13 protein-coding genes are annotated in these 11798 nt (G+C 73.0%); 7 read left to right on the top strand and 6 right to left on the bottom strand.

The genetic code is table 11. From position 1 onward, the window contains the following. Positions 1–187: 187 nt before the first annotated feature. Entirely contained in the window at positions 188–646 is a 459-nt protein-coding gene (locus tag MUE36_04500; GenBank protein ID MCU0310189.1) for a nuclear transport factor 2 family protein, read from the top strand. Then, positions 643–1419, top strand: coding sequence for an SDR family oxidoreductase (locus tag MUE36_04495; GenBank protein ID MCU0310188.1), 777 nt, complete (start codon positions 643–645; stop codon positions 1417–1419). Before MUE36_04500 ends, MUE36_04495 begins: the two co-directional genes overlap by 4 nt. 12 nt (positions 1420–1431) lie before the next feature. Here the strand turns inward: MUE36_04495 and MUE36_04490 are convergent, their stop codons facing one another. Beyond that, positions 1432–1647: a hypothetical protein gene (locus MUE36_04490; protein ID MCU0310187.1), complete on the bottom strand. Its 216-nt coding sequence runs from the start codon at positions 1645–1647 to the stop codon at positions 1432–1434. Positions 1648–1728: 81 nt separating this feature from the next. On the opposite strand from MUE36_04490, the gene MUE36_04485 reads away from it, so the two are divergent. Then, on the top strand, positions 1729–3546 hold the full coding sequence (locus MUE36_04485; protein ID MCU0310186.1) for a long-chain fatty acid--CoA ligase: 1818 nt from the start codon (positions 1729–1731) through the stop codon (positions 3544–3546). Between the two features lie 3 nt (positions 3547–3549). Here MUE36_04485 and MUE36_04480 read toward each other — a convergent pair whose 3' ends face one another. Continuing rightward, the gene (locus MUE36_04480) at positions 3550–4959 is read right to left on the bottom strand and encodes a WS/DGAT domain-containing protein (GenBank protein ID MCU0310185.1); all 1410 of its coding nucleotides are present in this window, start codon (positions 4957–4959) and stop codon (positions 3550–3552) included. Between the two features lie 66 nt (positions 4960–5025). Here MUE36_04480 and MUE36_04475 point away from each other — a divergent pair, with 66 nt between their 5' ends. Both MUE36_04475 and MUE36_04470 read left to right on the top strand, forming a co-directional pair. Continuing rightward, positions 5026–5907, top strand: a complete 882-nt coding sequence (locus tag MUE36_04475; protein MCU0310184.1) for an MBL fold metallo-hydrolase — start codon at positions 5026–5028, stop codon at positions 5905–5907. A 72-nt stretch (positions 5908–5979) separates the two neighbouring features. Beyond that, positions 5980–6750, top strand: a complete 771-nt coding sequence (locus MUE36_04470) for an NUDIX hydrolase (GenBank protein ID MCU0310183.1) — start codon at positions 5980–5982, stop codon at positions 6748–6750. On the opposite strand, the gene MUE36_04465 is transcribed toward MUE36_04470, so the two are convergent. Then, positions 6734–7117, bottom strand: coding sequence for a hypothetical protein (locus MUE36_04465; GenBank protein ID MCU0310182.1), 384 nt, complete (start codon positions 7115–7117; stop codon positions 6734–6736). The two genes, MUE36_04470 and MUE36_04465, sit on opposite strands and share 17 nt — an antisense overlap. A gap of 116 nt (positions 7118–7233) precedes the next feature. Between MUE36_04465 and MUE36_04460 the strand changes: the two genes are divergently transcribed. Together MUE36_04460 and MUE36_04455 are read left to right on the top strand one after the other, a co-directional pair. Then, entirely contained in the window at positions 7234–8073 is an 840-nt protein-coding gene (locus MUE36_04460; GenBank protein MCU0310181.1) for an enoyl-CoA hydratase/isomerase family protein, read from the top strand. Positions 8074–8120: 47 nt separating this feature from the next. After that, positions 8121–8594 (top strand): nuclear transport factor 2 family protein, encoded by a 474-nt coding sequence (locus MUE36_04455; protein ID MCU0310180.1) that lies wholly within the window; start codon positions 8121–8123, stop codon positions 8592–8594. Positions 8595–8636: 42 nt separating this feature from the next. Here the strand turns inward: MUE36_04455 and MUE36_04450 are convergent, their stop codons facing one another. The 3 genes from MUE36_04450 to MUE36_04440 are packed head-to-tail and all read right to left on the bottom strand — an operon-like array spanning position 8637 to position 11766. Then, a complete protein-coding gene (locus MUE36_04450; protein MCU0310179.1) occupies positions 8637–9299 on the bottom strand; it encodes a TetR/AcrR family transcriptional regulator in 663 nt (220 codons plus the stop codon). 18 nt (positions 9300–9317) lie between these two features. After that, complete coding sequence (locus MUE36_04445) at positions 9318–10223, bottom strand: SDR family oxidoreductase (GenBank protein ID MCU0310178.1); 906 nt, start codon at positions 10221–10223, stop codon at positions 9318–9320. Between the two features lie 28 nt (positions 10224–10251). After that, entirely contained in the window at positions 10252–11766 is a 1515-nt protein-coding gene (locus tag MUE36_04440) for an AMP-binding protein (GenBank protein MCU0310177.1), read from the bottom strand. Positions 11767–11798: the final 32 nt, after the last annotated feature.

The raw sequence follows: 11798 nt of genomic DNA, 5'->3' as shown, positions 1-11798 counted from the left end.
CTCCCGGCCCCGACGCGGCCTCACGGCAGCCAGCGACACCGCGAGGGCGCCAGCGACACGGCGAGGGGAAGCGCCAGCGACCGAGCCGCACCGCGTCCCGACGAGCCCCGCGAGGAGGGCGCCAGCGACACGGCGAGGGGAAGCGCCAGCGACACGGCGAGGAGGGCGCCAGAGGTACTCTCCGGCGATGAGCGACGACCGCAGCGAGATCGAGACCCTGCTGCACCGCTACGCCGAGGCCATCGACGCCGGCGACTTCGGCGCCGTGGGCGAGCTGTTCGCCCACGGCCGGATCTGCGGACCCGACGGGACGACGATCGCCCACGGGGCCGACGGGGTGGCGGCGCTCTACACGGCCACCACCCGGCGCTACCCCGACGACGGCACGCCCAAGACCCGTCACATGGTCACCAACGTCGTCGTCGAGGTCGACGGGGACACGGCCGACGTGCGGTCGCGCTTCACCGTCTACCAGGCGACCGACGCGCTCCCCCTCCAGCCCATCATCGCCGGCGACTACGCCGACCGGTTCGCCCGCGTCGACGGCACGTGGCGCTTCGCCGAACGGGTGATGAAGCCCGCCCTCTACGGCGACCTCTCCCAGCACCTCCTGATCGAAGCCCACCGGGCGGGGGACCAGGGATGACCGCCGGGCTCTTCGACGTCGCCGGCAAGCGGGCGCTCGTCACCGGCGGCAGCCGCGGCATCGGGCTCATGATCGCCCGGGGCTTCGTGGAGGCCGGGGTCCGGGTCACCGTGTCGTCGCGCAAGGCCGAGGTGTGCGACGCGGTCGCCGCCGAGCTCTCGACGATCGGGGAGTGCCGGTCGATGCCCGCCGACCTCTCGACGGAGAGCGAGTGCCGTCGCCTCGCCGCGCAGGTGATCGAGGCCGAGGGCGGCTCACTCGACATCCTGGTCAACAACGCCGGCGCCACCTGGGGCGCGCCGATGGACGACTTCGACGACGCCGCCTGGGACCGGGTGCTCGACCTGAACGTGAAGGGCGTCTTCCACCTCACCCGGTTCCTGCGCGACGCCCTCGCCGCGGCCGCCACGCCCGAGGACCCGTCCCGGGTCATCAACATCGGGTCCGTCGACGGCCTGCACGTCCCGCTGCTCGAGACCTACTCGTACTCGTCGTCGAAGGCCGCCGTGCACCACCTCACCCGGGTCCTCGCCGCCCGGCTGGCCCCCGAGCTGATCACCGTCAACGCCATCGCCCCCGGGCCCTTCGAGTCCAAGATGATGGCGGCCACCCTCCAGGCCTTCGGCGAGGAGATCCGCCGCTCGGTCCCGCTCGGACGCATCGGCGAGCCGTCCGACGTCGCAGGGACGGCGATCTTCCTGTCGTCGCACGCGGGTCGCTACCTGACCGGCGCGGTGATCCCGGTCGACGGCGGCCTCAGCACCACCGTCTGATCCCGTCCCCGGTCAGGTGAACAGCGCGAGTCCCACCACGCCGAGGACCAGCACCGCCACGACGGCGAGGCCCACGAACCACATCACCCCGCCACGGCGGGTTCGCCCGAAGTCGACCACGTCGTGGCGGCTGTGCTCGAGGCGGTAGTGGTCGTCGGCCGGTGTGCCCACCTTCGGCAGAGGGGCACGCGGCTTGCGGGGCTTGGCGGTCTTCTTGTGGTTCGCCACGGTCGGTGACGGTAGCCCGGGGTGCCGACGAGGGACGAACGGCCCTACGCGGCCGGCGGCGCGATGGGTAGGTTCGGAAGCGTGGCCGATCATCCGCGGGGCACCACGATCGTCGACGTCTTCTGGAGCAATGCGGCCCGCTACGGCCCCCGCCCGGCGTTGCGGACCCGGGGTACCGAGGGCTGGTCGGTGCTCACCTGGGAGGACTACGCCCGCTCCGTGCGGCGGATGGCCGCCGGCCTGGTGGGCCTGGGGCTCGACGCCGGCGACCGGGTCGGGATCCTCTCGGGGAACCGCGCCGAGTGGCACCAGAGCGACATGGCCGTGTTGAGCGCCGGCGCGGTGACCGTCCCCGTGTACCCGACGAACTCCTCGAGCCAGGTGGCCTACGTGCTGTCGCACTCCGGGTGCCGGGCGGTCGTCGTCGAGGACATCGACCAGCTGGCCAAGGTGCTGCTGCGGCGCGACGAGCTGCCCGACCTGGAGCGGATCATCGTCATCGACCGGCCGGCCGGACTCGACCACGAGCTGGTCGGAGACCTCGACGAGCTGGCCGACGAGGGTGACGACGAGCTGCGCCGCCACCCGACGGTGGTCGAGGAGCGCACCGCCGCGCTGCGACTCGACGACCTGGCCACCCTCGTCTACACGTCGGGGACGACAGGGCGCCCGAAGGGGGCGATGCTCACCCACGGCAACGTCGCCGCCAACATCGAGCACGTCACCGCGGTGGTGCCGATCGGACCGGACGACCGGTTCCTGTCCTTCCTGCCGCTCTCCCACATCGCCGAGCGGACGGTGAGCCACTTCGGGCAGGTGCTGTCGGGCGGGGAGACCTGGTTCGCGCAGAGCCTGGCGTCCGTGCCGGAGGACCTGCTCGACGCCCGGCCGACGATCTTCTTCGCCGTGCCCCGCGTCTGGGAGAAGTTCCGCGAGGGCATCCGCGAGAAGGTGGAGACCTCGCCGCGGCCGCAACGAGTGCTCGCCGAGGCCTACCTCGACCTCGCCGCGCGTCGCGGCGGCGTGACCGGCTCCGGCGACGCCCTCGACACGTGGGGCACCGTCCGCTTCGCGGCGCTCGACGCCGTGGTCGGCCGTTCGGTCCGGGCCGGGCTCGGGCTCGACAAGGCCCGCTTCCTCGTCTCCGGCGCAGCGCCCGTGCACCCCGACCTGCTGCGCTGGTTCGACGGCATGGGGCTCACGGTGGCCGAGGTCTACGGCCAGACCGAGGACTGCGGGGTGACGACCCTCAACCCCCCCGGGGCGGTCCGCGTCGGCACCGTCGGACCGGCGGTGCCCGGGGTGGAGGTGCGCGTCGCCGACGACGACGAGATCCTGGTCCGCGGCGCGAACGTGAGCCCGGGCTACTACGCCGAGCCGGCGGCCACCGCCGAGCTGCTCGACGCCGACGGGTGGATGCACACCGGCGACCTCGGCGCGCTCGACGACGACGGCTACCTCACCATCACCGGCCGCAAGAAGGACCTCATCATCAACTCCTCCGGCAAGAACATCTCGCCCCAGGAGATCGAGACCCGGCTCCGGTTCGAGCCGCTCGTCTCCCAAGCGGTGGTCGTCGGCGACGGCCGCCCGTACCTCACCGCGCTGTTGACCCTCGACCCGGAGATGGTCCGGGAGTGGGCCGCCCACCACGGGCGCCAGGGGGTCACAGTCGACCCCGAGGCCATGGCCACCGATCCGGCCGTGCTCGCCGAGATCGCCGAGAGCGTCGAGCGGGTCAACGCCGAGCACGCCCGTGTCGAGGGCATCAAGCGGTGGCACGTCCTGCCACGCGACCTCACCATCGACAGCGGCGAGCTGACCCCGACGCTGAAGGTGAAGCGCCAGGTGGTGGCGTCGCGCTGGGCCGACGAGATCGAGGCGATGTACGCCGGCTGACCGTCAGGCGAGGGCCAGCACGGCGGCGAACTCGTCCTCGAGGCAGCGGGTGAGCAGCTCGGGATCGGGGACGGCTGCCGAGTCGGTGCACACGCCGATGCACGCGTCGTCGAGGCACGACATGAGCGCCACGGAGAGCGCCGAGCCACCGGTCGGCGCGAAGGGGTACCAGCTCAGCACCTCCGCGCCCGCCAACCAGCAGCGTTGGGGGATGCCGGGAACGTTGGTGCAGACGAGGTCGATGTTGCGCAGCATCGAACCGAAGACCGCGGTCGTGACGGTGCGGGGCAGGGCGCCCAGCGCGCCGGCGAGGGCGTCGGTGTAGTCGTTGGCCGGCTCGGCCCGCCCCGCCCGGGCGCGGTCGCCGAGGACGCGCATCCGTTCCGCCGGATCGTCGATGTCGGCCGGCACGGCGAAGCGGGCAGGGCTGAAGCGGTTGCCGGCGATCGGATCGGCGCCGTTGCGCACGCTCACCGGCATCGTGACGCGGAGGCGATCGACGGCCACGGCATGGTGAGCGTGGTACGCGGCCAACCCGCCGATCACCGCCGACAGGTAGGCGTCGTTCGCCGTCCCCCCCACCGAACGTCCCGCAGCACGCAGGTCGGTGAAGGGCACGCGGAGCACGTGGAGGCGACGGGTCAGGCTCCGGCCGCGCATCAGGGGCGAGGACGGGGCGCTGACCGGGCGCAGCAGCCGACCGATGGAGGGGGCCAGCTCGCCGAGACGGGGCACGGTGGTGCGGGCGAACTCGGGGAGGGCCCTGAGCAGGTCGGCGGCCGCCGCGGCGCGCTCGCCGGTGGCGTAGAGGGCCAGCTCGAGCGGTGACGACGCCGACTGCGGCACCGGCGCGACGGGCAGCTCGCCCTCGACGACGTCGGCCCGGTCGTCGAGGATCAACAGGGCCAGCTCGACACCGCCGATCCCGTCGGTGAGGGAGTGGTGGATCTTCTGGATCAGCGCCGCCCGACCGTCGGCGAGGCCTTCGACCAGGGTGAACTCCCAGAGCGGTCGGCACCGGTCGAACCCGGCCATCGCCGCCGGCTGGGCCATGTCGAGCACGGCCCGCAGGTCGCCCGGTGCCGGGCAGCGGACCCTGCGCAGATGGAAGGCGAGGTCGAAGTGCTCGTCGACGACCCAACGCGGCGGACCGATCCCGAGCGGTGCGTCGACGATCCGCTCCCGCAGGCGGGGGATGAGCCGGCTGACCCGGTCCATCCGGGCGACCAGGCGGTCCCAGTCGGGGGCGGTCTCGAGCTCGCTCACCGCCACGATCGTCGAGCGCAGCACGGGATCCTGCTCGATGTCCCACAGCACGGCGTCGGACGGGTCGAGTGGGTCGTGGGTGCGGGGCGCCGACGCCCGACCCCCGACCCCGATCGGGCGGCCTGCGTCGTTGTCGTCGTCGTCCATCACGAAGCTCTCCCCCGGGCAGGGTGCCCGGACCGAGACGGTACTCCCCGACCGTAGGCTTCGGACATGTCCGACCTGCTCGGCCCGATGCCCCCGACGCCCGACGTCGGGCCGGTGGCCCCCGACGCGGGCCGGCTCGAGCCCCTCTCCCCGGGGGTCTTCGTGTGGCGGGGGACCGACGGATCGGGCGGCCCGGGACCGAACGCCGGGGTGATCGTCGAGGACGACGGGATCACCCTCGTCGACACCGTCGCCGCGCCCTCGGCCGCCCGAGCCCTCAACGAGCAGCTCAAGGGGTTCCGGGTCCCGGTCCGGCGGGTGGTGTACACGTCGAGCCACGTCGACGCGGTGGGCGGCTCGTCGGTGTTCTGGATGGCGGCCCGCTACGGACGCGCGCAGACCAGTGCCCTCCTCGACCAGCCCGTCCCGATCGATGCCTACCGGCGACTCGTCCCGGCCTACGCCGACGAGTTCGACGAGACCTTCGCCACCCGTCCGGTGTCGCACACCATCACCGGCGCGGCTTGGCTCACCGAGAAGGTGTGCGTCGTGCCGACCACGGGCCCGCAATCCGAGAGCCTCGTCGTGCTCGTCCCGTCGGCGGGGGTGCTCTTCGCCGGTTCTGTCGCCGTGTTCGAGACGACGCCCAACGCCTACGACGGCGACCCGGAGGCGTGGGCCGACGCGCTGGGCGAGCTCGGCGAGCAGGCACCGGTCGTCGTACCCGGGGTGGGTCCGGTGGGTGACGCCGGCTCGATGCTCGTGCTGCAGGCCTACCTCTACGCGGTCGTCGACGCCGAAGGCGACCCCCGTCGCATCCCCGACGGGCCGTGGGACGACTGGTCGGGGCGCGACCTCGACGCGGTGAACTGCGAACGCGCGCTGCGCCTGGCCGCCGGCGACGACTCGGTCCCCGAGGCGATGCTGCGCCGGCTCGGCCTCGTCTGAACCGACCGTCCCGCCCCGGCCGACCGGCGAGTCGGGGGAGGCGGCCGTGGGCGGGACCTAGGGTGGCCCGCCATGGGGGAGGACGAACGGGAACCGCGACGGGTCACGGGGACCGAGCCGGCCTTCGAGGCGCCCGCGGTGGTGGCACCGACTGTCCCTGCGGCCACCACCGTCCTGTTGCGTGACGCCGACGAACGGGTCGAGGTGTTGATGGTCCGGCGCAACTCCCGGCTCGAGTTCGCCGGAGGCATGTGGGTCTTCCCCGGCGGCCGCATCGACCCGATCGACTACCCGGACGGGAGAGCGGTCCCCGAGGACCCCGACGCCGTGCTGGTCGCCGCCCGACGCGCCGCGGTCCGCGAGGCGTCAGAGGAGACGGGCCTCGACGTCGACGAAGCCTCCCTCGTGTGGTTCTCGCACTGGACGCCACCACCGGTGACCCCGAAGCGGTTCGCGACGTGGTTCTTCGCCGCGCCGGCGCCCCGAGACCTCTCCCGGCTCGCCGCCGACGGCGGCGAGATCCACGACGTGGGGTGGTTCGAGCCCGCCGAGGCCATGCGACGCCGCAACGCCGGCGAGATCGAGCTCGCCCCGCCGACCTGGATCACGTTGGAGCAGTTGCAGGGTCACCGTGACGTCGACGCCACGCTCCGCCACCTCACGGCCGCGCCCCCCGAGCACTTCACCACCCGTTTCGCCCGCGTCGAGGACGGGGCGGTGGCGATGTACCACGGCGACGCCGGCTACGCCGACGAGGACCCGACGCGGGACGGGCCCCGGCACCGCCTCTGGATGGTGGCCGACGGCTGGCGCTACGAGCGCTCGGTCACCGACCGAGGATGACCCGGGCCTGCATCACGACGGCCAGGGCGATGGGAGCCAGGAGCAGGACCACCATGACCCAGGCCACGGTCCGCTTCCACCCGGTGGCCGATGCCGCCGCCCGCCCGAAGGCCCCGAAACGCTCGATCTCCCCCTCGACCGTCCACTGGTTGTGGCGGAAGCCCGGGAACCCCGGTTCCGGATGGGCGATGACGGCGTGCACGGTCGGGCGGCTGGCCAGGTAGTCGTCGTCGAAGCGCAGCTCGTCGAAGCGGGGGTCGTCGAACATCACGTCGTCGGCGGACTCGTCGCCATAGCGTCCGTCGATCCCCGGTTCGAGCGGATCGCCGTTGGCGTCGCGCTGCTCCGGGCGCCGGTCGTCGTCCACCCCGCCACGCTACCCAGCCCGCGGCACGCCGGCCGGGGCGGCGGGGGCTCCTCCCGGGCCCGGGTGCTAGGAAGGGGAGCCCTGCTGCGCCGAACCGCCTCGCGAGGACCACACCGATGAGCGACACCCCCTCCGCCCCCGACGACGACCTGCTCTGGGAGGTGGGCGACGACGGGGTGGCCTGGCTCACGCTGAACCGCCCCGACGCCGCGAACGCCATCACCCCCGACCAGCGCAACCGCACGATCGAGCTCCTCGACGCCGCCAGCAGCGACCTCAACGTGCGCGTGGTCGTCCTGACCGCCGCCGGCGAGCGCCACTTCTGCACCGGTGCCGACCTCCGGGTCTCGACGATCCCCGTCAACCCGGGCCCCGACGACGCCCCTGACAAGGCCCTCGGCGACGTGGGCCGCAACATCAAGCGAGGGGCCCAGCGGCTGATCTCGTCGATCCTCGACTGCGAGAAGCCGGTCATCTGCGCCGTGAACGGCACCGCCGCGGGGATCGGCGCCCACATCGCCTTCGCGAGCGACCTCGTGATCGCCGCCGACAACGCCAAGTTCATCGAGGTCTTCGTCCGCCGGGGCATCACGCCCGACGGCGGAGGGGCCTACCTGTTGCCCAGGATCGTCGGGATGCAGAAGGCCAAGGAGCTCATCTTCTTCGGTGACGACGTGCGCGCCGCCGACGCCGAGCGCATCGGCCTGGTCAACAAGGTGGTGCCCCAGGCCGAGCTGCGCGCCGCCGCCGAGGAGTGGGCGACCAAGCTGGCCTCGTCGCCCACCAAGGCGGTCAGCCTCTCGAAGTGGCTGTTGAACCGCAGCCTCGACTCGGGTCGCGGCCAGGCCTTCGAGGACGAGGCCTGGGCGCAGGAGATGGCGTCGTACACCCAGGACTTCCAGGAGGGCGTGGCCGCCTTCAAGGAACGGCGCGAGGTGCGCTACCGGGGTTGGTAGCGACGCCGCCGCCCGCCGACCACCCGAACCACGCGGAGGAGACCGTCATGGCCGGATCCACGAACGACAGCCACGACGACCGGCTCGACGCCCTCGACCGCCTGGCCGCCGTCGAGGCCATCGGACGGCTCAAGGCCCGCTACTTCCGCAGCATGGACACCAAGGACTGGGTCGGGTTCGCCGACGTCTTCGCCCCCGACGCCGTCATGGACATGCGCGACGAGGCCGGCGAGGAGATCCAGGGCAACGAGGCGATCGCCGCGTTCGTCTCGGGTTCGATCGACGGCGTCGTCACCGTGCACCACGGCCACATGCCCGAGATCACCCTCGAGTCACCCACCGAGGCGACCGGCATCTGGGCCATGGAGGACCGCCTCGAGTGGCCGCCCGGCTCGCCGATCGTGTCGATGCAGGGGTTCGGCCACTACCACGAGCGCTACGTGAAGCTCGGTGGGCAGTGGCGGATCGCCCACCTCCGCCTCAGCCGGCTGCGTCGCGACATCGTGCTGCCCGAGGACTGACCGGCGCGACAGGGGTGTGCCCCGCCGCCCGGCCGAGGCGGATCAGGGACCGGTGAGCGCGGTGTGCAGGATGCGTCCCATCGTGGTCACCATCGCCTCGCGGCTGGTGCCGCGACGCTCGAAGGTCTGGCGGAAGCTGGTGAGGCGGTCGAGGGCGGCGAGCATCGCGCCGGCGGTCGCGAAGGGCTCGAGGTCGAGCGGCAGCCGACCGGCGGCCTGCGCCTCGGTCACCTTGGCCACCATGGCCGCCAGCAACGGCTCGTTGTACGACCGCCGCACGGCGCGGAACCGGGGGTCGCCCTCGTCGGCCCGCAGGTGCATGATCCGCAGCACCGCCTGGCGCTCGCCCCAGAAGTCCATGTACGCGCTGACCAACGTGCGCGCCTGGTCGAGCCCGTCGGGCCCCGTCCAATCCGTCGCGAAGCGCTCGGAGAAGGCCTCGACCCCCGCCACCGCCTCCGTGGCGAGGGCCAGGATGGCGTCCTCGACGTCGGCGAAGTACTGGTAGAAGGTCCCCGGCGACGCGCCCACCTCTCGGGCCACGTCGATGACCTTCAGGTCGAGCGCACCGTGGGTGCGCAGGAGCGCCGCCGTGGCGTCGAGGATGCGCCGCCGCGTCTGGATGGCTCGCCGGCCGATGACCCGACCGTCGGTGGCGACGACGCCGTCGACCGTCGACTGCCCGTCGTCGATCCCGCCTGTCACGGCCTCGCCTCCCGTCGGCTACTGGGTGCCGTAGACGGGAGCGGGCGGGGGGGCGGCGGCGAGGAGCTGGTCGACGACCGGGCCGAGCTCGGCGGGGTCCCACCGGTCCCCCTTGTCGACCGGGGTGCCGTGCTGCCACCCGTCGGCGACGCTCAGCTCGCCACCGGCGCACTCGAACATGCGGCCCGTGACGTGGCCGCTCTGCTCGCTGCCCAGCCACACGACGATCGGGCTGATGTTGGCGGGGTCCATGGCGTCGAAGCCCGACTCGGGCCGGGCCATCATCTCGGCGAAGGCGTCCTCGGTCATCCGGCTGCGCGCCGACGGGGCGATGGAGTTGGCGGTCACGCCGATCCGGCCCAGCTCGGCGGCGATGTTGATGGTGAAGGTGGCGATGCCGGCCTTGGCGGCGGAGTAGTTGGCCTGAGCGATGCTCCCCATGAGCCCGGCCCCGGAGGAGGTGGTGATGACCCGGGCCGCCCGCTGGCGCTCGGCCTTCGACTCGGCCCGCCAGTACTCGACGGCCCGCTTCACGGGACAGAAGGTGCCCCTGAGGTGCACCCGCATCACCGCGTCCCAGTCGTCGACGGTCATGTTGACGAACATGCGGTCGCGCACGATGCCGGCGTTGGTGACGACCACGTCGAGGCCGCCGAAGACCTCGATCGCGGAGTTCACCAGGTTGCCGGCGCCGTCCCAGTCGCTGATGTCGTCACCGTTGACGATCGCCGCACCGCCCATCGCCTCGATCTCGGCGACGACCTCCTGGGCGGGGCTCATGTCGACGCCCTCGCCCTGCAGCGAGGCCCCGAGGTCGTTCACCACGACCATGGCGCCCTCGGCCGCGAAGGCGAGGGCGTGGGCCCGGCCGAGGCCACGTCCCGCTCCGGTGATCGCCACGACCCGTCCGTCACAGATACCCATCAGTCCACGTCCTCCTCGTCGGTGTCGGTCATCGTTCCCAGGCCCGCTCGGCCTCGGCGGCCGCGGGGGCCAGCGCCCGCTTGTCGATCTTGCTCATCGGGGTGAGCGGCAGGTCGTCGACCACCACCAGGCAGTCGGGCGCCTTGTAGTCGGCGAGACGCTCCTTGCACCACGCCCGCAGCTCGGCGAGGTCGGGGGTGGCGCCCGGGGCGGCGACGACGAACGCCACGCCGATCTCCCCCAGCACGGGGGCCTCCGTACCCACCACCGCCACCCGATCCACGCAAGGGTGCTGGCCGAGGTGGTTCTCCACCTCGACGGGGTACACGTTGTAGCCCCCGCGGATGTACATCTCGGTGCTGCGCCCGGCGAGGCGGAGGTTGCCGTCGACGTCGACCCGCCCCAGGTCACCGGTGAGCAGCCAACCGTTGCGGTCGACGGCGGCGGCGGTGAGCTCCGGCTCGCGCCAGTAGCGGCGGAACATCGCCCGGCTGCGCAGGCACACGGTGCCGACCTCCCCGGTCGCCACGACCTCGCCGCGGCCCTCCTCGGCGCGGATCTCCATCTCCACGCCCTCACCGGGGGTGCCCACGGTCTCGGCCACCACGTCGTCGGGGTCGTCGACGGCGGTACCCGTCGACACGCACGCCTCGGTGGAGGTGTAGCGCACCACCACGGGGCAGCCGAACGTGGTGCGCATGGCGCGCACCAGCTCGGGCGGCACCCGGGCGGCCCCGGTGCTGACGATGCGCAGGCTCGACGTGTCGGTGGTGGCCAGGTCGGGGTGGGCGAGCATCATCTGCCACTGGGCCGGCACGCCCTGGCCCACCGTGACCCGCTCCCGCTCGATGAGGGCCAGGGCCTCGGCCGCCGACCACGGGGTGGGGATGACGACCGTGGTGATGACGTGGGCCAGCTCGTCCCACACCCGGGTCATGTAGCCCACGTGGGCGAAGGGCAGCGGCGAGAGCCGGCGGTCGCCCATGCGCGACAGCGGGCCGGCGGCCCGGGCCATCGCCGCGAGGCAGGCGTGGTCGAACACCGCGCCCTTCGGCCGGCCGGTGGTTCCGCTGGTCCACACGATCGCCACGGGGTCGGTGCCGACACGGGCGGGGCGGCCGGTGAACGCCGGGTCGCGGGTCGCCTCGGCCAGCTCGGCGAGGCCGAGGGTGGGCCGGCCGTCCACGGGGACGTCGCTCACGACGATGCGGGGGTCGCTGCGCTCGAGGACGTGCGCGGTCTCCGACGGCCCGAGGCGGGGGTTCATGCCGCTGGCCACTGCGCCGAGACGCAGGACGGCCTGGTAGGCGATGGCGTAGTCGATCGAGGACGGAAGGGAGATCCCCACCACGTCGTCGGGCCCGACCCCCGCCGCGGCGAGACGGGTGGCGACGCCGTCGGCGGCGCGGGCCCATCCGGCGAACGTGAGGCGGCGGTCGCCGTCGACGAACGCCTCGGCGTCCCCGGCCACGTCGACGACGGCGTCGAAGAGGTCGGGCACGGTCTCGAAGGCGCCGGTCACGGGCTCCGCGGGCACAGCCATGGCGGCGACACTAGTCCTCTGACGGTTCGTCA

This window comes from Acidimicrobiales bacterium, assembly GCA_025455885.1.
GTDB lineage: Bacteria > Actinomycetota > Acidimicrobiia > Acidimicrobiales > Acidimicrobilacustridaceae > Rhabdothermincola_A.
Note: the sequence above shows the minus strand (reverse complement) of the source record. Positions and strands in the feature narration are given on the sequence as shown.